Raw genomic sequence first — 19,048 nt, 5'->3', positions numbered from 1 at the left:
GTGATCTTATCTGTGTTCCTATTGAATTTTTCATTGACCTCTCTCTTGCTAACTTAAAGGCATTTGTTGTAGTTGACTCTTTTGAATATGGATAATTTCTATGGTGAGCTTCGATTGAATGTCACATGCTTAATGACGCACTTCCAGAATCAATCAGCTTTAGGTGACATCGAATTGTAGTCAAATAAGATATCTATTTAATTACAGTTTGGTGGAGTTGTGAGAAAACGTTTGTCTTTATTCTCAGAAATTCTAGTAGCACCAGTAACCCCACTAACGCAACCACCGACACCATAGCCGGTCCCTTGAAACCAAATAGTTGGATTGGCAGTCCATTGAAGTTGATTTTGATTTGATTTCAAATACATTTGTATTGCGTAAAGACCGCTTTGAGTATTCCAGCTTGTTTCTGCGCCATTAACAACTACAGCAGGATTTGCTTTACAGAATTGAGGTGAATTTCTATTTGAACATCCCATCTGAGTACAACATGCAGTTACTTCTATATAGTTTGAAATATCCTGAGCTGTCTTTGGCAAATATCCATGTTCTGTTAAAAATGCTTGAGAAGCTTTCATGTATGAAGATATTAAAATAGAGGCTTCTTTTTGTCTCGCTTTGGCACTAGCATTTTGAAAACTAGGTATTGCAATTGCTGAGAGAATACCAATAACTATAACAACGACTATTAATTCAATAAGAGTAAATCCCTCTTGATTATTATTAAAATATTTTTTTACTAAAATTGCGTTCAAATTGCAGTCGAATCAACTCATAATAATTTTAAACAAATATTTAAATTAAGCAAAAGGATTGTTGCGAGTGAAAAATAATGTTCTTTTTTTTATCTAATGCTTTGGGAGCACTAGGTCGCTCAAATGTTAAATGCCTTAAAAATTCATATCACTAGTTTGAAATTCATGGGCGATTTCTATGTCTTCAAGATCCTCTCTTGTTAATTCATAGTTTGATCCTTCCCTTTTCAATTTTTCTTTTACCCAGACAATACATTCGTCAAGATTTGGGTAGTTCGGCTTCTTGCTGACAATCCAGTCTTGAAGCTGGTTTGATTCATACCAGGTGAATTTACATTCCATCAACTAAATGCCTTGCTCAGAATTATCTTAATAATTATAAGTAAAATGATTATCGTTCTCACTTAATGTATAATTGATTTAAATACCTTTATCAAGCAAGCATCATGAAGGTCAGATCCTCAGTTAAAAAAATTGATCCAGACGACCAAATTGTTAAAAGGAAAGGCAGGTTGTACGTCATTAACAAAAAAAAACCACGTAATAAGCAACGTCAGGGTTGATTCTTACCCTAAATTGTCGACCGAAAGTAGAGATAAATAAATTAAAGAAAGTTTGGGTAAATTTTGGCAAATCTCTATTGTTCGCCTAGAACGGAGTCCTAGCTTGAAATGAGTGTTTTCATTAGCTACCGGTTAAATTTTTCAGTCATAGCAATGGATCTCAGTTTTTAACTGTTATGCATAGAGGCTATTCTCGGTTTTGAGACCTAAGAATTGCCTGCATTCTCTTCTTCTTGTTAGCCCTTTTAACTTTCTTGGTGAACTTCAATCGAATGCCTCAAAAGAAGTAAATATAAATCGATTTTTTTATTTGAGACTTTTGGTAATCACGGCATTTAGGAAAGCTTCGTTTAAATCTTCTAAAGGGTCATTAGCCCATTCAGCTAAGGCTGTTCTCATTGCACAAGACCCATTCCTATAGGCATTGGTCATTTCTAAACCTGTTAATTCGTGATTGCCCAAGAGAATCTGGAAGATTAGCTCAGGAGAGCTTTCTGGGTATTTTACAAGCTTCTCAGCTAATCCTTTCAAGCCATCTTCAATAGAAAGCCCTTTTTTTATTAAAGAAAGGCTAAATAATCTTCTAGCCACTTCTCCGTAATTTTTTGCTCCATCGTCTGTAAAAATCACCCCAATAGTTCTTGTTTTTTGAGACGAACCTTTATTTAGATTAAGATGTCGCTCAATTTTTTCGAGCCTTCGCTCAAGCACATCATTGTTAGATATTGATTTAATATCTTTTAGTTTCCTTGTCACAAATTCTGTCAATGTCAGACCATTCTTAATTGCTTCAGCCTTTAGTGTGAGAAGCAACTCTGGGTCAATTTTTATATTTAGCTGAGATTTTTCTTTGCTCATTTTATCAACATTTAGGTTGTATAACTACTGTAATCAAATAACAATAAATTTGTTATTACGTATATCCATTCTAGCTAAAATAGCTATAGGTATTTGTTTAAAAGATGAAAACTTCCAATGAAGATTTCTAGAAAGACATTTATTTTGAGCCTTTTTTCTCTTGATAATTCCCACTGAGTGCTGTGACCACAACGAATTACTTGCCTGTAGTCGATAACAATACTGGCACAAGTGTGCATCGGGGATATGATTTTTCAATTATATAGATAATCTATTTTAACTAGATTTCTGATCAGTGAAGCTTTCAATCAATCAATCAATTTTCACCTTGGGAGTAATTGCTACCTCATTAGGGACAGCAAGTTTTGCTCAAGGATCTGAATCTAAGGGCTGGTATTTCACTATTGGAGGAGGCTCAACAGGGATTAGTGATGTGACAGCAACAGCTGGATCAACATCAGTAGCTGTAGAATTTGATTCGGGCGCATCATATGAAGCTGGATTTGGTTATGATTTTGGAAATGATATTAGAACTGAAATTACTTGGTCACAATCTAAGGGGGACTTTAAAAAAGTTGCTGGCGCAGCCGTTACCTCTGGTGACGTTGTGGCTTCAACAATTGCAGCCAATATTTATAAAGATTTTTCTAGTCAGCAATCTAAATTTACCCCTTACATTTCAGCAGGTATTGGTACTACCAATATCGATACAGGCAATATAACTATTAGCGGTACGACATATAGTGGATCTGAGGCAGACTCAACCTCTTATCTATTAAAATTTGGCTCTAAATATAAGTTGGCTGAACAAACAGAGGTTTTTCTTGAGGGTAAATTCCAATCAGTTGCAGATTTTACTGTAAATACTGTTAAGTATTCAGATATCACTGCATTTGGAGTTCATGCAGGACTAAATTTCAGATTCTAATTAATTAATTTTTAAGGATAATTTTATAGTGATCTAGTGGACAGCTAGGTCACTTTTTTTATTGTAGTTTTACTGCATAAATCATTCTTGTTTAGTTGATAATTATTTTAATAGCAAATGATTTAAGAGTCAGCTATGCGTTGTTATCCCAACCTTTTTGTTAAACAATATCCCAACTTTGAATAATTAATTAGTTATCTTAAGATAGTTCACCTGCTGCAATAGCTATTTGATTTTTGGATCTACAGTAGTCATAACATCATTTCATTTATTACCCTCTAAAAATTGAACTAGTCCTACTGGCCGTCCAAATAACAAGGCAATAAGTGAAGAGCTAGATTTCTTCTCTTTTTTTTGTATTTTAAAAACAATTACATAGGTCTTTCTAGTCAATCTAAGTTAATTAAAAGAAATAATCTCATGATTGTTTCCTTCTGACTTTTCCAAAGGTCTTTTGATTTCTCTGAAAGCTTTTTTGTTTTCTTTCTCTGTGATGTTGTTACTGATGATTTGGAAGCAAATTATCGCTTGAGTATCAGATAAGCTCGATAAAATTATAGCTTCAGTATATGAACTCCTTCTGCAGAAACTAGAAGAAGTGAATTTAAGTAGGCTACAAATAACAACTTAATTATTAGCAAATCTGCAACGTGTTCTCCAAAAAAGTCTTGTCTTAAAACATACTGGCTCTTTTTCAAGTATTAAAACAATGTTTAAAGCTGTGATCTTTTAGCAGTAGGTTAACCTAAATCTTTATTTAATAAATTTGCAAGAATATTTGCACTGTTCAATCAGAATTTTATTTTAGGTCAGCCATCGTTCCTTTCCTTGTGTTGATTTGAGGCATTTTCTAGGAATTCGACAAATTCTTTTTGTTTGGGAGTAAGTTCCTCGTCCTTCTGCTTCCCTTTTCTTATTAAAGGATTATTTGGGAAGAAGAATGTAATAAGGCGACCAAAGTAAAAAGCTCCCAATAAAACAAAACCTCCACCACCTACATAAATCAGTAGGTTTGCTTGTATGGAAGTTGAAAAAATTGGAATCATTAATTCTTCTTCACTGAGTTAAACATTATAGAGGGACTAACCTATTTCAGCCCCAATTGTTCCGAAAGCAATCGGCTATCAAACTTTTGTATTTTGACAGGTTTAGGAAAAAACTCTTGGGTATGGAGTTTGTCCGTTCATTAATGATGTGTCTATTGGCTTGCAGATATTCATTAATGCATTCAGCCCAAAACCAGGCCCTGTAGGACCGTCAATGAATTCCTGGAATTCTTCAATAGAAATCCCTTCTTTTGTTTCCCAAATACAGTAGATAGGACCATTTGCAGTAACAGCATTAGCTGAATGGTTGTAAAACCCTTTATCTTTGTTGGCTTCTACGGCTTCATCCCATCCTCCACCAGGAGCCATTGTTGCATAAGCAGTTTGCCACCACTTAGAGGAAGTACCAGCTCTGAATTCGTGATGAACGATATAAAAGTTAGAAGCCATTGAGAATTTATTTTTCAGGATATTTTTAACTTAAAAAACGAATGCTGAGTTAATTCATCCTGTTTTCATGACTTTGATTTTGATAAAGGTATAAATTAATACAAGCATTAATTATCGCCCAGGTATAGCTATAAAAAAAGGAGTAAATGATTGATACGCATGCCTAAAAGAACATGGATGAGCGGTTTTGAATTAAATATTCATGCGCCAGGAACGGGTTTTGCACTGATGCTATTAGCTCTAACTCAAGTGCCAGTAGCGATTAAAACCACAGCGGAAATTTATTGTATGGAAAAGCTAGGTCAGAAATATAATTCTGCAATCGTAGCGATTATCCAATGTAATGGTGGTAAATGAATCCATCTCAATTATCAATCGCTTTATTAGCTGTTTTGATTTTAGTGATATCTATTTGGTGGATCTCTAGAACACTAAAAGAAGGTAAAAAAGCCGTAGAAGATATGAAACGGGAACAGTTAAATGATCATTCAACTTGATACATAGATCATTTATCGGTATACCCAAATCAATAGTAGTAGCAACCGATCTTAGTCGTAGAGACCGTATCTGACTCTTCGGTTTACGTCATTTTAAATTCCAATTAATCGAGTCAAAGTAGATATGTTCCTAGAAATGAATTCAATGTATTCTTCTTTACTTGACGCAGTTTTCTCTGATTCTTTCTTCTCCCCTATCAGAACTATTTATGTTGTCTCTGATAGTCAGCTTGAAGAAATCAAGCGTAACCAAAGAGAAGAAGAACTCGAAAATATCGAGACTTCTCGTAAGAGATTAGACGAGAGCTATCAAGCTCGAGTCAAGTTGCTTGATGAACGTGAGCATGAACTTCAAGAGGAGATGAAAGCTCTTGCTCCAGTTAAGAGGGCTAAAGAGAAAGTAACTGCTTAGTAAATAATGTCAGTAGATGGGACAGGATTAATAGGGGGCATTTTGCTCCCTATTTTCTATTGCACATAATTTAAAAAGCTATTTGTCAGAGAAGCCTTAAAAGGTATCCTTCCGCCAAGAAAATTTGGAAGATATGTGCGATGCTCTGATCACTTGTAATTATTTTGGATGGCTCTGGAGACAACAGTATTTACTTTCAAGATTTCTGTTCCGTTTGAAGATTGGGCTAAGGGTTTTGATAGTAAAGAGGTTGTTACTATGCACGAGGCTAACTCAATTAAACCTTTATACAGAGGTGTTAGTAAAGATGATCCTGAAGCAGTTATTGTGATCCATCAGGCAGAAGAGGGTATTGCAAAAGCTTTCTTTGTTGCAAGTAGAGAAGCTGTTGAAGCTACAGGTCATATATATGATTCAACCGTTATTACCAGTTACTTGGCAGGTTAATAGAAATGACAGCACCCAAATTTATGAACGTTGTTCGCTTCAAGTTGAAGACAGAGTGCGTAGATCAATATTTTGAAATCTATGGGAAATTCATTTGCGAAGGTTTGTCCGACAGATATATTGCACAAACTGGAGAAGATAGTTATTGCTTTGTAGGACTTTGGGAAAGTAAAGAAGCACTCGTTAATGCAAGACCAAAAATGATTGCACACTTGGATGAAGTAAGAGGATTTATGAAGGAGATTTCGCCTGAACTGGGTGTTACTGATCCTGTCTCTGGAGATATTGTTGCTTATGGTGCTGAACTTTTATAGGTTCTTGTTTAAGTAGCTGTTGCAGGTCATCCCAATACCAAAGACTTTGAGAATTTCTCTGTATCTCAATTATTTTCCATTTCGTGACAACACTATGTCTAAGTTTGATGGCAACTCTCGATTAAACCATTCTCTTATCTTTGTTTGATTCAGAGATTTATTGTTGGGAGTTTCAAATACATCGCTTGCTAGACGGATTTTAATTATTTCCCTTAAACCACTTCAAGAGTTTTTGTATTGATGTGATATTTGCTTATAGGCCATTTGTCTGTGAGTTCTCTTCGTTAGATTTCGAGATAATGAAGACAATGCAATGATACTTTCGTCAGTGCCAATAGCTCCTAAAGCAATTAAAGCAGTTTCTACAGTTTTATCTGTCCCATTCATTGCAACTTTACTTATACAATTAATAATTTTTTCTTCATCACGGCGCTGAAGTATTCTTATCACCTCTATGACTACCTCCTCTCTAAAATCAAATAACAAATCTTCAACTAACTCAAGAATTTCCGATGCATTAAGTAAATGAGATTTAAAGCGAAGAAGATTTAGACCTCCCAATCGAATATGAATAGACTTCTCTTCGAGGATATTTTTTAGATCATTAGTTGGAATCAATGCTCCCCAACAGGAGAGAGCTTTTACTATATTTAATTTAGGTGTTGTTTCTTCTCTAAGAAGTTTTAATAAAAAATCATATGCTTCTTTTTGATGGCATAAACCCGTGGCATGTATTAGTTCGGGCTGAAATCCATATTTTTTAATGAGAGACTTTGTTACTTCCCAACCTTTATCAGCTAATAAGCCTAGTCTTTCCCCAATTGTAAAACGTAATTGGTTAGATAATTCTAAGGAATAAACCTGCTCATACCATTTGGCATCAATTGAAATAGGTTTAACACTGTTAAACCTATCCCATATTTGTGTTTCGGTGATAATCATAAATAATTAATCAACGTGCACCCAATTCAGCGGCTAATTCTCTCTCTAACTTCTCATCATGAACACTAGGGAGTACATTGCTCATTTTAGTCCTATGTGTGCTATAGAAAAGCATTCCAATAAATACCATTCCACCAACAATATTTCCCATTGTTACTGGAATAAAATTCCAAAATAACACTTGATTAAATCCAACTCCAGAGCCTAAAAGAGGACCAGCAGTGTGAAGGAACATGTTAACAACAATATGTTCCATTCCCATGGTTTGGAATGCAGTAATAGGTAGCCAACATGCAAGAATTTTTCCAGGAACACTTTTACTAACTAGAGCCATTGTTACTCCTAAACAAACCAACCAATTAGCAATAACTCCACGTATAAAAGCTAAAAAGAATCCTGTACTTCCCAATGCTTGATATTTAACAAGAACATTAGATTTGTTAATTGATATGATTTTTGCTGCTACAACAGCCCAGCCTTTACCTCCTGCTGCAGCTGCTAATGGCTCTACAGTGCCAGCACTGGTAAGACTAATAGATAATAAGCATGCAACAAGAGCCGTTCCAAGGAAATTGCCTAACCATACCCACATCCAATTCCTAAAAGTAGCCTGCCATGTGCTTTTCCCAGCCCAAGTTGCCATAGGTAACAAGGCAAAATTACCTGTGACTAATTCCATACCAAAAAGAACTATACTTGCGAACCCAAAAGGAAAGATAACTGATCCCAAAAAAGGCATTCCAGATTGAATGCCTACAGTAATTGCAAGACAAGTTGCTAATCCTAATATCGCTCCTGAATAGAATCCACGTACTAATAAATTTTTTACACTTACATTTGATTTTTTACCACCAGCTGTAATCATTCCATCAACTAATTCGTTGGGAAGGACATAATCCATTTGCGAATTGTTTACTTGCATTTTTTTGAGTAGATTGTTTAATAATTAATATTTTTAATCGCTTATGCGATTCATAAGTTTAGAAAATAAATCCTGCCCTCCATTCATTTGATTTATTGAGGGTTTTTCATTTCCAAGTGAAGAAAACCAATTTACAAAGATAGAGAAATAATCTTTGCTTTTTGTTTTAGAATCCATTTTATTAATTAATGAGGTTAAGAATGATGATTATGAGGTGAAAGCAATTACTTAACCATTACTGCTTTCACCAAGTTCACTAAACCAATTCATAAAACGTGAAAAGAAATCAATAGTTTGAGGTTTTAACTGTGTTTTTAATTCAGCTGAATAACGTGTAATAAGTATTTGCTTTAGAGTCTCTTTTAACTTCTCAGATGGAACTGATTTCTTTTCTAATTTGCCTATTTTATTAACTGGACCTTGTTCTCCTCCTATAGATATATCAAACGCTTCAACGGTTTCTCCTTCTTCATTTTTAGCTTTTTTACCAGTTAATCCAATCGCACCCATATAAGCCTGGCCACAACTATTTGGACAACCAGTCCAATGAATTTTGATTTCCTTTGGAAGTGTTAATTCATTTTCTAATTCCTTTGAAATTTTTAAAGCTTGATCTTTTGTATTAACTAAGGCGAATCCACAATATTTATTTCCTGTACATGATACTGTTCCAGCAGCAATGTTACTAGGTTTCAATTTAAATCTTTCTAGAAAAGCCTCCTTTTTGAAATCAAATAAATTTTCCTCAGAAATATTAGTAATTATTATATTTTGATCTTCTGTTAGACGAACATCACCATTACCATAGTTTTTTAAAATATCGGATAAATCTTGAAGATCAGATGCTGAAAGTCGACCAACAGGAATATGAAGTCCTGCATAATATTTTCCATTCTGCTTTTGACGATTAATACCAAAGAACGTTCTAGGCTTTGTTGCAAAATTAGAGCCAGGATCTTCTTTTAATTTACCTAATTTATCTTCTAAAAGATTACGAAATTTATCAACTCCAATCTTATTTAAATAAAGCCTAAACCTACCTTTTTGCCTTGAAGATCTTTCTCCATTATCTCTCCATAAAGTTATTATAGATTGAGTAACTTTAAAAATTTGGTCTTCCTTTATCCATACATTTAGTGGAATTGCGTAAGCATTTAAAACAGAAGAAAGTATACCGCCAACCCATATACTAAATCCTAATTGGCCTTTATCAATTACAGGGTGAAAAATAAGATCATTATGAAGAAGAAAATTATCTTTTGAACCAGCTACAGCTGTATTCCACTTCCTTGGTAGATTGGAAAATTCTTGATTTCCATTACCAGAATTAGTTAGAAATTTATCAAGCTTCAATGTATATTCTCTTGTATCTATTATTTCTTCTGGGTCTACCCCTGCTAATGGATTTCCTGTTACATTTCTAGGATTATCAAATCCTGATTGAATTGTATTTATACCAGCAATTTTTAACCTTTTAAGTATTTCAGGTAAATCACTTATTAATATTCCCCGAAGTTGTAGATTCTGCCTTGTAGTTATATCACAACTACCATCTTCGCCATATCTTGCGACAATGGAAGCTATAATACTTAGTTGATTTGAATTAAGAATACCATTTGGAATTCTTAATCTTAACATAAACTTTCCTGGCGTTTTAGGTCTCCAAAACATTCCGTACCATTTAAGCCTAAGTTCTAAATCTGTCTTATCTAATTCTTCCCATCCAATTCGTGCAAATTCTTCTATTTGACTTCCAACTTCTAATCCATCTTTTAGAGCCTTATTCTTTTCAATCTTATTTAATTTTTTTTCTTCTAGATAATATGGTAAAGGCTTAGTAGAAGTCATAGCTGTAGATTATTAATAAGATAAGAAGTTTTTATTTTTTAATTCATTGATGAATTATATAATTATTCAATCTTATAGCTAGTATCTGCTTTGTAATCAAAAATACAGTTTTAAATATTTCTCCGAATATTTTTTTTGGTAGCATTAATTACATATAAATTACATTCTTTTTGATTATTTGAATATCTTAGCGAATCAATAGTATTGACGTCCTATTTCTCCAAAAGCTCTCATAGTTCCTTCCTTCAGCATTATCCAAACTTGGTTCATGGCAGCCAGGTCTCTATGGAACAGACTCTTAAATTGTTTAGACCTTCTAACAGTTTGCCTTCTGTTAATCATCTTATATCCGCCCCTTCTATGGCTTCTTTTTCTCATCGCTTAAATCCCTTAGTTGATATTAATCCAACTTCAACATTTTTTTTTAGGGAAGATCTGTCGCGAGTTATACCAAATATTAAAGATTCGAATCCATCTAGAGATCTGAGGTTAGTAATACATGGATCTGCAGGAGGAGAAGTTCATGATTTATTTAAATATTTAGTTCGAGAAGTCCAACATCTAAGAGGAACCCATGTGGACTTAGAGGTCCTAACTCAAGAGCAGCCCATGCCTTCAAGTTCATCTTCTATTTTGCTTGTACCTTTATTTTTATTACCAGGGAAACATGTCCAAAATGATATTCCTATTATATTCAGGCGTTTAATTAATCAAGGAGTTGATGTAAAACTAATTCCGTTTTTAGGTTCTTGGCCTTTTTGGATTTCAATTTTGAAGTACTTTGTTATGATCAAATCACAAAAAGAAAAGTCTATATTGCTCCATCACCCTATAAATACTGGGAAACTTGGGAATAATTATCTAAAAAATTTAAAAAGGATATTAAAAATACCAATTATCAGCTGGACTCAGTGGAAAGCTTCTCCAGATGGCTTAGATACAACATTCACTCCGATTCCTTTCGCCTTAGCTCCCAACAAAAATACTGAGGGATTAAGAAAAAGTGATTCAATATCTTCATTGTTAGAGGTTGATTTATTTCTAGTTAATTTAATTAAAATTTTATCAATCATGCCATGACTACTTTTAATAAAGGCAAGGTGTACTTGGTTGGAGCTGGTCCAGGAGATCCAGATTTATTGACAGTGAAGGCAAGTAGATTGCTAAAAAAATGCGATGCTTTAATTTATGATTCATTAATTCCAAAAGAATTCCTTAAATATACATCTAATTCTTGTAGGCATTATTTTGTGGGAAAGAGACGTAGGGATCATACATTCACTCAGGATCAAATCAATAAATTTTTAGTTGAATTAGCCAAAGATCATTCTTGTATTGTGCGTCTTAAAGGAGGAGATCCTTTCTTATTTGGTAGAGGAGGAGAGGAAGCAGAGTGGTTGGTTCGTAATGGTATAGAGGTTGAAGTTGTACCAGGTATTACCTCAGGTATGGCAGCTCCTACCTATATGGGTATACCCCTGACTCATAGAGAAGCGGCATCATCAGTGACTTTCGTGACAGGACATGAGGGAGATAATAAAAAATGTCATACTGTTAATTGGCGTGCATTGGCGAATGCAAGTGATGGACTAGTTATTTATATGGGGATGCATAATCTTGATTACATTGTTAACGAATTAATATCTGGCGGTTTAGATCCCTCGACACCATCAGCAATTATTCATCAAGCCACACTTCTGAATCAGAGATGTATTAAGGCACCATTAAATAAACTTCTTAAAGAGAAGAAATCTAATGGAATTCTATCTCCTTCAATAGTGGTTGTTGGTGAAATTATTAATCATCAAATTGATAAGTGTTCACCTATCCCGAGTCATCTAACGCTTACTAAATTAAAAGATTTGATGAGTTTTAGAAATGAGAAAGAATGTATTTCGGTTGATATCTGATATTTATTAAAGAACTTCTATTTACGTTATGAGAATTTTCCCCTAAACCCTTTAGAGAGAATGGAAAATTTAAATACTAAAAAGAGTATTAGTTGATAATCAACGGATCGTTCGCTTGAGGAGCACTATGTCGTAGGTTCAAATTTTGTCGCCTCGGTTGGTTACATAGCAGTCTCATTTCATGACGTCCTTCTTCTGGTAAATCTCCTAAGGATTTACTTCTAGTGTTTTGATGTTTGGTGAAAATTAAGCCCCTCATCTAATGAAAAAAAAAGGACTGATCTTTTTCAGTCCCTTTCACGCTTTGATTTGAAAATTAAAGCTTGGTTAACCAGTACCAGAACAAGAGAAAGCACTAGGAAGGAAATTCTTGAAGATTGGCGCCTGCCTTGAGCCGTAAATAAAAAAAGTTGAGGTGACTAAAGTAAGACCAATCTTGAAGAATCTATTTGGGTTGATATGCAATGCTTTTGTCAGAGATGAATTTATATGTTTTAGATGATTTTGATAAATCTAGTCTCTCAATTGAATTTTGCAGCATAAAAAAATACTTGTCTTATAAATTCTTTTAATCCTCAATTACCCCATCGCTGCTATTTCTTCGGCAACCTGTTTATTCCTTTTAATAACTTCTTCATCGTTAAAAACTGGCTTGTCATCCCACTCAACTCCAAACTTTTCTCTCCAAATTGCAAAGTGCTCATCCACTTTTAGATGATTATCAGCCTTCAAGTTACAAATACCTCCCCGGTTTGAGGAGCATGAACTCTACTTATCAGTTCAAAACCATCAAAGTTATCTTTAGGTGCTCCATTTGCAATGTATTGCTCGAATAATTCATACCCCTCAGACTGAGAGAGCGTGTCAGGGATTAAACCGTGAACTTGATAGTAAGCCATAGAATTGGAAGCCTTTTAAGAATTACATATCATTTAAAATTTTATGTATTAAAGGGGTATATCTTTTGCCTCTCCTGATATTTAGGCTTAATCAGTGAAGGACTGAAAAGAAGAAATAATTAATAAAAATAATTGTGTTTAAGGCAAGTGCAAGTGGCACTGAAAATCCAATTATTATGAGGTTTATTGCATCCCAGTAGCCCACCCCATAAAGATGAACTCAAGAAAAGAGTTTTTCTATTGCTTTGCTGAGAGTCCATATACGAATGAAAATTTTATGCTTTTTCAATTGGAGCCATTGTTAATCCTTTTCTAATAAGTTGTTGATGATATAGCTCTGCCTGTTCAAAGGGGCCTCTCCATACTTCTGCCAATCCTTCCCTATCTACTTCGAAAGCAAGTAGCCATGATTTTTTTTCACTCATTCCAGGAATGATTGACTCAAGACAATTTGCTACATGTTCAAACGTATTAAAGTCATCATCAAGAACTATTATTCTTGCTTCTGGATATTTTCTTTTTGTTGTCCTTGGTTCTAAGACTGTAGTAGTTGAAGTAGTTTCTTGCTCCATAAATAAAATCTAGGGCCGATGCCCCCAAGAAAAATCGACTCTCAAGAGAGCTTTCACTTTAACTTTTTATTCACAATTTTGTAGTGTTCTCCTACTTCTATTAAGCAAATAGAAGGATTAGAACAAAGATGTAAGAAAGGAGGTTTTATGAGACTATTCACTCCCTTTACAATCCCAAACAAGGCCAATTGCGACCTTTGCCTGATTAGAGAGAATAATAAGAAGGGGGGCAAATAGCCTTCTTTTGAATTGCTTTTGTTGCTGAATTTTCTCATAAAAGAATAAGTCTTTATTTTTGTACAATATTCACTAATAATAATGCCTTTTTCTGCATGAAACCAGCGAAAATCATCATAATCTTGTTGGCTATTTGAGAGAGTTTCGGTTGGTTTGTGTAGATAATTAATTAAGAAAAAGTAAATTTCTAAAGTCTTGAATTAGTTCCAAACTGAATGTTTATGGCGACCAAAGCATTTTCCTGAAAATGGTATCTTGGCTCCGTGTTCTGAAAATGCTAAGATTCCCTGAATGACAATGAAAATCCAAGCTGCATTTAGAACATAACGAGTGATTTTTTATGTTTTTTATTCCATCTCTTAATCTTTTTTTTCAATCTAAAACCATAAATTAAAATCAATAGATGCAGTATTTGATTAATAGCATTTGAATTTCTTTGTTAAGTACATAAAAGCTTCATAAAAGATAAATAAGTATTTACTAATTGTATAAATCTTAAATCTTAAACTCCAGAATTCTAGTACCTTATAGTAAGTAAATCACTTACCATGCAATTAACAAAATGGGCTCTTTTCACATCCGCTATAATTTTTGGAACAGCATTAAGTACCCATGCCAGTAATCCAGATAATACTTATAAGAAATTCTTTGATTTTAGATATGTTAATTTAGCACTCTCAGATGGAGAAATCGCTAATAGGGATTTTGAGGATAAAATATCTTCAAGAAAGCTTCTTAAGAATCTCAAAAATGGTGGATATGTAATTTATTTTAGACATGCACAGACTTTCGAAGATTATGCTGATCAAATAGATCCAGATTTAGACCTAACAGATTGCTCAACACAAAGAAAATTAAGTTTCAAGGGAATCCAGGATGCTAGAGATATTGGAAAAGTGTTTACAAACAAACAAATTCCAATAGGGACAATAATCACAAGTGAATATTGTCGTTCATGGAAAACTGCAAATTATGCTTTTGGAAGAGTGGATCGAAAAGATTCTCGTTTAAATTTTCTCCCTTATGAAGACTACACTTCTGATCATATCGATCTAATGCGGAAAAATGTTAATCCGATTTTATCTGCAGAACCAGAAAAAGGAAAAAATACAATCATTGTTGGTCATGATGACATTTTTGAATCAGCAACTGGTATTTATCCCGATCCACAGGGAATTGCTTACATAATAAAACCTCTTGATAATGGTAAGTTTGAATTAGTTGCCAATATTTTACCCTCTGAATGGGCTAAATTATAATTAGATATAATCATACTATATTTATAGATTTTTAAATTATTAAATTAAATAAAATTTATTAACTATGTATATTTTGTCTGATGATTAAATAAAAGTTCTTAAGCAATGTCAATATAATTATTATGAATAAATTTCCTTGATTTGCAAAAATCTCTTAATTGTCAGTGGGTAACTTGCAACCAATATATCAATCAGAATAATACTTTCGCCGTGATTAATGATAGAATTTTTTGAAAAAATTCAATAAATTTCACTGTAATTCTTGGATAAGTAAGTAATATGTATTTTTTGGCTATATCAGGCCTGAGAAGAAAAAATACCAAATAAATACCATTGCATTTAAGCCTAGTGTTACTGAAATTCCAATAATCTTGAATTTCTTTCCTACGTCATCGGAATCAGGATTTAATTTGACATCAGTCATAAGTTTAATTTCTCTTTACCCTTTCTAGCCCTTCTTTCTTAGAAGCGATGGAAATATATACGGAGTGTATTTTTTTGAAAAAAAAAAAATAACTGAACAACGCTTATGTCTTATTGATGAGGTGGAACTTTTTCTCCCCGTTTTACTCTCCTTTTTCTAGTTTGATCAAAATAAATAATTACTCCACAAAAGATTGCTAACCCAATTACATTTGGAATAATTCCACCAATAATCTTGAACTCATTAAGGATTTCCACTTGAATATCTTTAGCTGTTTAGTGAGATCCCCCATTGTAAAACAGCTAGTACTAAAATTATCGAAACCAACGGAGCAGCAGGGTATTGAAGTTTGAAATCTTGTACTGAGAACTTCAACCATGAGAAGCTGTTTTCATTTGTTTTTCTCTTTGTTTGTTTTTTTGTTTTTGGCGGCAATCCAAGCTTTTTCCTTCTTTTTGCTTCTCCCATGTTTTTCAAATAAAACATTACTTTAAAAGCAAAATTAAAAGAACGTGATCTCAAAATTAAAATAGCTCATAAAATATGCCGTCTTTCCCGTAATTTCTGAAAGAAAAAACTAATAAAGTGTATAAATAGATTTAAAATTAATAATGAAAACTATTTTATAAAACTTAAAAGTGGTACTTAAAAAAATTATTTTCATAAGTTGTATTACTCTCATTAAAACTAAAGAGCGGACAGTCATCAGTAGCTTCCTCTTAACCTTTTGAGTGACCCCGGAAGAAAACAAATTTTCGTAGAATAGAATTTTTGAAATGCCAGAGGGGCCTGAGATAAAAAGAGCTGCTGATAGGCTCAGTAAAGTTCTGGTTCATAAGGTAATTATTGAAAGTAATTTTTTATACCAACCTATTAAGGCGAAAACAGAAATAGTGAAAAATCAAGATATTAAAGAAATTACAACACGAGGGAAGGCAATGCTTATCCGATTTATGAATGGATGGTCGATGTATAGTCATAATCAACTCTATGGACGATGGACAGTTAATCTAAGCAAAACAAAAATCAATTCAAATCGAACATTAAGAGTCGTATTTAAAACAAATAAACATACTGTCAGACTATGGTCGGCGACTGATATAGAAATAATCCAAACATGCAACGAAGTTGAACATCCATTCTTAAAACGTATCGGTCCTGATGTGCTATGTGAGTCTTGTACTAGTGAATTAATATTCGAGAGATTAAATTCTAAAAACTTTCACAAGAAAAAAGCATCTTCTTTAATGATTGATCAATCTGCATTTGCTGGTTTGGGAAATTATTTGCGATCTGAAATTTTATTTGATGCCAGAATTCATCCTGATGATAGACCATTTGATCTAGATAAACAGAAAATTATGGAATGGGCAAAGTCAATTAAAAACATTTCCAATTTAGCTTACAAGTCAGGTGGTTTTACAGTGGCTAAATCAATAGCTGATGAGAATAAATCTAATGGCGAACCAAGAAGAGCTTACAAGCATGCAGTATTTATGAGATGTGGTTATGGATGCATAAAGTGCAGTGGCTTGATAGAGAGAAAATGGTACGGGAAAAGAAAATTAGATTATTGTCCAAACTGTCAACTTTCTGAAAGGTGACTTTTTATTGAGATAGCTTCCTCGCCATTCTATAGATGACTTTTGGTATACCCAATGATTAAGTACTTTCAACCGGTCTTATTTGTAAAGGCAGAATACACAATATCGAGTTACCTCCTTTTGAATTTCAAATCACAGAGTCAGGATAGTTAAGTAAGTTGATGTATTCATCTTCATTTGATGCTGTATTTTCTTAATCTTTTTGTTTTTCTATGAGAACAGTTTTTGTTACCTCTGATATTGAATTAGAAAAAATTACACGCAAATAAAAACAGAAAGAGTTTTAGAGTCTCGAAGGCTCTTATAGGTTACATAAGGAAAATTATCGAGTACGTATCAAAGTTCTTAATAAGGTGAACATTAATATAAGAAGAGATCAAAGCTTTAATTCAGTCAATAAAAAAAGTGAAAGGTTGGTATCCCTCAAAAAAAACAATGATTTTCGTTGATCTATAAAAAAAGCTTTGTAGCTTGCCTCATCTTTGCGATAAGAAAAATGAGTCAAGCTACAAAACCTTAATGAACGTTGATGGTAGAGACTTTTATGGAAGCGGATAACTACTTTTCTTTGCTAATTAGATTTATCTATAGCAACTAATAATCCCCCAATAACTGAAAGATTTCGAGCGACAGCAGCAATTTGGAAAGGAACTAAATGGAAAATAACTGTTGCGGGTATTAAGAAAATTAATAGTAGGTAGCATGCTAATTTGATTTTTTCGGTAAAAATCAATAAAACGGCACCACCTACTAGAAGTGCTATAGCTGCAATCATCATTGCAATCGCAACTGGCTCTGGAAAGCCTCTTCCAGTTATGTATTCAGCTTGAGCACTAAAGTTAGTGATCTTACCTGGAATTGCATTTATAAAAATTGCACTGAGAAGTAATCTTCCCAGAAAGTTCAATGAATAGAATCTCTTTAGATCCATAATTAAATTAGTGGTTACTACATATAAATAGCTAAAAAACTTATTCATTACAATCTTTACGATCAACATCTGAAAACTAACTTTGATTAAGGTTTATTTAATTGATGCCATGACGAGAAGAATTCCACAGTAGTTAGATGGGTTTAATTTAAATAGGTTCCTTTTATTACAAAAGATTATTAGTGTTGTTCAATTACTTTTAATAAAAAGATCCTTAAAAAAGTTTTGTAGCAAGATAGCCTTAGAAAACTCTTCACTCCTTTCAGTATTTCTAGAAAAGACATGTGTAATATTTGCTACGTTCAAAAAACATCAAAAATTATAATTATCATTCAATTATTTTCAAAAACAATTAATTCCATCTTCCCCATTCATAAAGATCGCAGCGCTAATTAAGAGATATCATAAATCTATAGAATAACCTCAAAATTAGATAACGTTTCATTTTTTCTTCACTCAATAGGTGAAACGTAAAAAAATTTTTCAGCAACCTCCGCTATTTTTTGAATAGGATTTTTATATTGTTTATGTAATTTTTAATTATTTTTTAAGTTCATCTCATACAACCAACAAACTGGAAGCGACCTCATGGATGATCAGAAAAACTCTCGTGATGAAAGACTTCTTTTCCCAGCGACAACAAGGAATAGAGATTTCATAGGTGATGCATTATCTCAAGTTCTGCCAAGGAGTGGAACTGTTCTTGAAATAGCTAGTGGTAGTGGTGAGCATGGCGTAGCATTTCAAAAACGTTTCCAAGAAATTATTTGGCAGACAAGTGATCCAGATGAAATATATAGAAAAAGCATCAGCTCTTGGATTGAACATGAGGGTTTAATAAAACAAATGCCAGAACCTTTAGACTTAGATGTTGAGAAAAGACCATGGCCTCTATTACCGGAGTTACGTTCCTCTATTAAGTTCATTATGTGTGCAAATATGATTCATATTTCACCTTGGAACAGCACAAAGGCTCTTTTTGAAGGATCAGCTGAACTTCTAGTGAGCGACCAGCATTTGATGTTATATGGTCCTTTTAAAATAGAAGGTCAGCACACAAGTAAAAGTAATTTTTATTTTGACAAATTACTAAAAGAACAAAATTATACTTGGGGTGTTCGAGATTTAGGAGAAGTAACCCAAATAGCTATAAATAATGGCTTTTATCAATATAAAGTCATATCAATGCCAGCGAATAATCTTTCAGTGATATACAAGATGAATTAAGTT

At 33.4% G+C, this 19,048-nt stretch carries 27 protein-coding genes; 12 read left to right on the top strand and 15 right to left on the bottom strand.

What is annotated here, in order from left to right; translation table 11 throughout:
* Positions 1–197: 197 nt before the first annotated feature.
* Both AC6EJA_RS02730 and AC6EJA_RS02725 read right to left on the bottom strand, forming a co-directional pair.
* Entirely contained in the window at positions 198–755 is a 558-nt protein-coding gene (locus tag AC6EJA_RS02730) for a prepilin-type N-terminal cleavage/methylation domain-containing protein (protein WP_498503052.1), read from the bottom strand.
* Between the two features lie 135 nt (positions 756–890).
* On the bottom strand, positions 891–1,097 hold the full coding sequence (locus tag AC6EJA_RS02725; RefSeq protein ID WP_498503051.1) for a hypothetical protein: 207 nt from the start codon (positions 1,095–1,097) through the stop codon (positions 891–893).
* Between the two features lie 104 nt (positions 1,098–1,201).
* On the opposite strand from AC6EJA_RS02725, the gene rpmJ reads away from it, so the two are divergent.
* The gene (rpmJ, locus tag AC6EJA_RS02720; protein WP_498503050.1) at positions 1,202–1,318 is read left to right on the top strand and encodes a 50S ribosomal protein L36; all 117 of its coding nucleotides are present in this window, start codon (positions 1,202–1,204) and stop codon (positions 1,316–1,318) included.
* Between the two features lie 306 nt (positions 1,319–1,624).
* Here the strand turns inward: rpmJ and AC6EJA_RS02715 are convergent, their stop codons facing one another.
* A complete protein-coding gene (locus tag AC6EJA_RS02715; RefSeq protein ID WP_498503049.1) occupies positions 1,625–2,176 on the bottom strand; it encodes a hypothetical protein in 552 nt (183 codons plus the stop codon).
* 295 nt (positions 2,177–2,471) lie between these two features.
* Between AC6EJA_RS02715 and AC6EJA_RS02710 the strand changes: the two genes are divergently transcribed.
* Positions 2,472–3,104, top strand: coding sequence for an outer membrane protein (locus AC6EJA_RS02710; protein ID WP_498503048.1), 633 nt, complete (start codon positions 2,472–2,474; stop codon positions 3,102–3,104).
* Between the two features lie 809 nt (positions 3,105–3,913).
* Here AC6EJA_RS02710 and AC6EJA_RS02705 read toward each other — a convergent pair.
* Together AC6EJA_RS02705 and AC6EJA_RS02700 are read right to left on the bottom strand one after the other, a co-directional pair.
* On the bottom strand, positions 3,914–4,150 hold the full coding sequence (locus tag AC6EJA_RS02705) for a hypothetical protein (RefSeq protein WP_498503047.1): 237 nt from the start codon (positions 4,148–4,150) through the stop codon (positions 3,914–3,916).
* Positions 4,151–4,252: 102 nt separating this feature from the next.
* Positions 4,253–4,600 (bottom strand): hypothetical protein, encoded by a 348-nt coding sequence (locus tag AC6EJA_RS02700; protein WP_498503046.1) that lies wholly within the window; start codon positions 4,598–4,600, stop codon positions 4,253–4,255.
* A 159-nt stretch (positions 4,601–4,759) separates the two neighbouring features.
* Here AC6EJA_RS02700 and AC6EJA_RS02695 point away from each other — a divergent pair, with 159 nt between their 5' ends.
* From AC6EJA_RS02695 to AC6EJA_RS02675, 5 genes are all read left to right on the top strand, one after another.
* Complete coding sequence (locus AC6EJA_RS02695) at positions 4,760–4,957, top strand: hypothetical protein (RefSeq protein ID WP_498503531.1); 198 nt, start codon at positions 4,760–4,762, stop codon at positions 4,955–4,957.
* The gene (locus AC6EJA_RS02690; RefSeq protein ID WP_498503045.1) at positions 4,954–5,097 is read left to right on the top strand and encodes a hypothetical protein; all 144 of its coding nucleotides are present in this window, start codon (positions 4,954–4,956) and stop codon (positions 5,095–5,097) included. The genes AC6EJA_RS02695 and AC6EJA_RS02690 overlap by 4 nt, the downstream gene beginning before the upstream one ends.
* 124 nt (positions 5,098–5,221) lie before the next feature.
* Entirely contained in the window at positions 5,222–5,509 is a 288-nt protein-coding gene (locus AC6EJA_RS02685; protein WP_498503044.1) for a hypothetical protein, read from the top strand.
* Positions 5,510–5,677: 168 nt separating this feature from the next.
* Positions 5,678–5,956 (top strand): DUF3764 family protein, encoded by a 279-nt coding sequence (locus AC6EJA_RS02680; protein ID WP_498503043.1) that lies wholly within the window; start codon positions 5,678–5,680, stop codon positions 5,954–5,956.
* A 23-nt stretch (positions 5,957–5,979) separates the two neighbouring features.
* Positions 5,980–6,270 carry a hypothetical protein gene (locus AC6EJA_RS02675; protein ID WP_498503041.1) on the top strand — a complete coding sequence of 97 codons (291 nt, stop codon included), beginning with the start codon at positions 5,980–5,982 and terminating at the stop codon, positions 6,268–6,270.
* Positions 6,271–6,492: 222 nt separating this feature from the next.
* Here AC6EJA_RS02675 and AC6EJA_RS02670 read toward each other — a convergent pair whose 3' ends face one another.
* The 3 genes from AC6EJA_RS02670 to AC6EJA_RS02660 form a co-directional block, all read right to left on the bottom strand.
* On the bottom strand, positions 6,493–7,212 hold the full coding sequence (locus tag AC6EJA_RS02670) for a HEAT repeat domain-containing protein (protein ID WP_498503039.1): 720 nt from the start codon (positions 7,210–7,212) through the stop codon (positions 6,493–6,495).
* 10 nt (positions 7,213–7,222) lie between these two features.
* Positions 7,223–8,113 (bottom strand): formate/nitrite transporter family protein, encoded by an 891-nt coding sequence (locus AC6EJA_RS02665; RefSeq protein WP_498503037.1) that lies wholly within the window; start codon positions 8,111–8,113, stop codon positions 7,223–7,225.
* 249 nt (positions 8,114–8,362) lie between these two features.
* The gene (locus AC6EJA_RS02660; protein WP_498503035.1) at positions 8,363–9,982 is read right to left on the bottom strand and encodes a ferredoxin--nitrite reductase; all 1,620 of its coding nucleotides are present in this window, start codon (positions 9,980–9,982) and stop codon (positions 8,363–8,365) included.
* Positions 9,983–10,267: 285 nt separating this feature from the next.
* Between AC6EJA_RS02660 and AC6EJA_RS02655 the strand changes: the two genes are divergently transcribed.
* Together AC6EJA_RS02655 and cobA are read left to right on the top strand one after the other, a co-directional pair.
* Positions 10,268–11,062: a CbiX/SirB N-terminal domain-containing protein gene (locus AC6EJA_RS02655; protein ID WP_498503033.1), complete on the top strand. Its 795-nt coding sequence runs from the start codon at positions 10,268–10,270 to the stop codon at positions 11,060–11,062.
* Positions 11,059–11,892, top strand: coding sequence for a uroporphyrinogen-III C-methyltransferase (cobA, locus tag AC6EJA_RS02650; RefSeq protein WP_498503032.1), 834 nt, complete (start codon positions 11,059–11,061; stop codon positions 11,890–11,892). The genes AC6EJA_RS02655 and cobA overlap by 4 nt, the downstream gene beginning before the upstream one ends.
* A 579-nt stretch (positions 11,893–12,471) precedes the next feature.
* On the opposite strand, the gene AC6EJA_RS02645 is transcribed toward cobA, so the two are convergent.
* The 3 genes from AC6EJA_RS02645 to clpS all read right to left on the bottom strand — a co-directional run bounded on the left by AC6EJA_RS02645 (position 12,472) and on the right by clpS (position 13,363).
* Entirely contained in the window at positions 12,472–12,624 is a 153-nt protein-coding gene (locus tag AC6EJA_RS02645; protein WP_498503030.1) for a hypothetical protein, read from the bottom strand.
* On the bottom strand, positions 12,621–12,791 hold the full coding sequence (locus AC6EJA_RS02640) for a hypothetical protein (protein ID WP_498503029.1): 171 nt from the start codon (positions 12,789–12,791) through the stop codon (positions 12,621–12,623). Before AC6EJA_RS02640 ends, AC6EJA_RS02645 begins: the two co-directional genes overlap by 4 nt.
* Positions 12,792–13,066: 275 nt before the next feature.
* The gene (clpS, locus tag AC6EJA_RS02635) at positions 13,067–13,363 is read right to left on the bottom strand and encodes an ATP-dependent Clp protease adapter ClpS (protein ID WP_498503028.1); all 297 of its coding nucleotides are present in this window, start codon (positions 13,361–13,363) and stop codon (positions 13,067–13,069) included.
* A gap of 785 nt (positions 13,364–14,148) precedes the next feature.
* On the opposite strand from clpS, the gene AC6EJA_RS02630 reads away from it, so the two are divergent.
* Positions 14,149–14,859 (top strand): histidine phosphatase family protein, encoded by a 711-nt coding sequence (locus tag AC6EJA_RS02630; RefSeq protein WP_498503027.1) that lies wholly within the window; start codon positions 14,149–14,151, stop codon positions 14,857–14,859.
* Positions 14,860–15,151: 292 nt separating this feature from the next.
* On the opposite strand, the gene AC6EJA_RS02625 is transcribed toward AC6EJA_RS02630, so the two are convergent.
* From AC6EJA_RS02625 to AC6EJA_RS02615, 3 genes are all read right to left on the bottom strand, one after another.
* Complete coding sequence (locus AC6EJA_RS02625; RefSeq protein WP_498503025.1) at positions 15,152–15,283, bottom strand: hypothetical protein; 132 nt, start codon at positions 15,281–15,283, stop codon at positions 15,152–15,154.
* A 110-nt stretch (positions 15,284–15,393) separates the two neighbouring features.
* Positions 15,394–15,540, bottom strand: coding sequence for a hypothetical protein (locus AC6EJA_RS02620; RefSeq protein ID WP_498503023.1), 147 nt, complete (start codon positions 15,538–15,540; stop codon positions 15,394–15,396).
* A gap of 10 nt (positions 15,541–15,550) precedes the next feature.
* A complete protein-coding gene (locus AC6EJA_RS02615) occupies positions 15,551–15,805 on the bottom strand; it encodes a DUF2839 family protein (protein ID WP_498503022.1) in 255 nt (84 codons plus the stop codon).
* 254 nt (positions 15,806–16,059) lie between these two features.
* Here AC6EJA_RS02615 and nei point away from each other — a divergent pair, with 254 nt between their 5' ends.
* Entirely contained in the window at positions 16,060–16,887 is an 828-nt protein-coding gene (gene nei / locus AC6EJA_RS02610; protein ID WP_498503021.1) for an endonuclease VIII, read from the top strand.
* 571 nt (positions 16,888–17,458) lie between these two features.
* Here the strand turns inward: nei and AC6EJA_RS02605 are convergent.
* Positions 17,459–17,866 (bottom strand): DoxX family protein, encoded by a 408-nt coding sequence (locus AC6EJA_RS02605; protein ID WP_498503019.1) that lies wholly within the window; start codon positions 17,864–17,866, stop codon positions 17,459–17,461.
* Between the two features lie 540 nt (positions 17,867–18,406).
* Between AC6EJA_RS02605 and AC6EJA_RS02600 the strand changes: the two genes are divergently transcribed.
* Complete coding sequence (locus AC6EJA_RS02600; RefSeq protein ID WP_498503017.1) at positions 18,407–19,045, top strand: DUF938 domain-containing protein; 639 nt, start codon at positions 18,407–18,409, stop codon at positions 19,043–19,045.
* The last annotated feature ends 3 nt before the right edge of the window (positions 19,046–19,048 follow it).

This window comes from Prochlorococcus sp. MIT2309 (genome assembly GCF_059772305.1).
The sequence above is the reverse complement of the archived record's forward strand: the minus strand, read 5'-3'. Positions and strand labels throughout refer to the sequence as shown.

Excerpts from the sequence above, each read along its gene's own strand:
- AC6EJA_RS02675 (WP_498503041.1), top strand. The coding sequence starts at position 5,980 with ATGAACGTTGTTCGCTTCAAGTTGAAGACAGAGTGCGTAGATCAATAT.
- cobA (WP_498503032.1), top strand. The coding sequence starts at position 11,059 with ATGACTACTTTTAATAAAGGCAAGGTGTACTTGGTTGGAGCTGGTCCA.
- AC6EJA_RS02640 (WP_498503029.1), bottom strand. The coding sequence starts at position 12,791 with ATGGCTTACTATCAAGTTCACGGTTTAATCCCTGACACGCTCTCTCAG.
- AC6EJA_RS02700 (WP_498503046.1), bottom strand. The coding sequence starts at position 4,600 with ATGGCTTCTAACTTTTATATCGTTCATCACGAATTCAGAGCTGGTACT.
- AC6EJA_RS02705 (WP_498503047.1), bottom strand. The coding sequence starts at position 4,150 with ATGATTCCAATTTTTTCAACTTCCATACAAGCAAACCTACTGATTTAT.
- AC6EJA_RS02670 (WP_498503039.1), bottom strand. The coding sequence starts at position 7,212 with ATGATTATCACCGAAACACAAATATGGGATAGGTTTAACAGTGTTAAA.
- AC6EJA_RS02695 (WP_498503531.1), top strand. The coding sequence starts at position 4,760 with ATGCCTAAAAGAACATGGATGAGCGGTTTTGAATTAAATATTCATGCG.
- nei (WP_498503021.1), top strand. The coding sequence starts at position 16,060 with ATGCCAGAGGGGCCTGAGATAAAAAGAGCTGCTGATAGGCTCAGTAAA.
- clpS (WP_498503028.1), bottom strand. The coding sequence starts at position 13,363 with ATGGAGCAAGAAACTACTTCAACTACTACAGTCTTAGAACCAAGGACA.
- AC6EJA_RS02655 (WP_498503033.1), top strand. The coding sequence starts at position 10,268 with ATGGAACAGACTCTTAAATTGTTTAGACCTTCTAACAGTTTGCCTTCT.
- AC6EJA_RS02725 (WP_498503051.1), bottom strand. The coding sequence starts at position 1,097 with ATGGAATGTAAATTCACCTGGTATGAATCAAACCAGCTTCAAGACTGG.
- AC6EJA_RS02665 (WP_498503037.1), bottom strand. The coding sequence starts at position 8,113 with ATGGATTATGTCCTTCCCAACGAATTAGTTGATGGAATGATTACAGCT.
- AC6EJA_RS02690 (WP_498503045.1), top strand. The coding sequence starts at position 4,954 with ATGAATCCATCTCAATTATCAATCGCTTTATTAGCTGTTTTGATTTTA.
- AC6EJA_RS02715 (WP_498503049.1), bottom strand. The coding sequence starts at position 2,176 with ATGAGCAAAGAAAAATCTCAGCTAAATATAAAAATTGACCCAGAGTTG.
- AC6EJA_RS02685 (WP_498503044.1), top strand. The coding sequence starts at position 5,222 with ATGTTCCTAGAAATGAATTCAATGTATTCTTCTTTACTTGACGCAGTT.
- AC6EJA_RS02660 (WP_498503035.1), bottom strand. The coding sequence starts at position 9,982 with ATGACTTCTACTAAGCCTTTACCATATTATCTAGAAGAAAAAAAATTA.
- rpmJ (WP_498503050.1), top strand. The coding sequence starts at position 1,202 with ATGAAGGTCAGATCCTCAGTTAAAAAAATTGATCCAGACGACCAAATT.
- AC6EJA_RS02605 (WP_498503019.1), bottom strand. The coding sequence starts at position 17,866 with ATGAATAAGTTTTTTAGCTATTTATATGTAGTAACCACTAATTTAATT.
- AC6EJA_RS02630 (WP_498503027.1), top strand. The coding sequence starts at position 14,149 with ATGCAATTAACAAAATGGGCTCTTTTCACATCCGCTATAATTTTTGGA.
- AC6EJA_RS02600 (WP_498503017.1), top strand. The coding sequence starts at position 18,407 with ATGGATGATCAGAAAAACTCTCGTGATGAAAGACTTCTTTTCCCAGCG.
- AC6EJA_RS02625 (WP_498503025.1), bottom strand. The coding sequence starts at position 15,283 with ATGACTGATGTCAAATTAAATCCTGATTCCGATGACGTAGGAAAGAAA.
- AC6EJA_RS02680 (WP_498503043.1), top strand. The coding sequence starts at position 5,678 with ATGGCTCTGGAGACAACAGTATTTACTTTCAAGATTTCTGTTCCGTTT.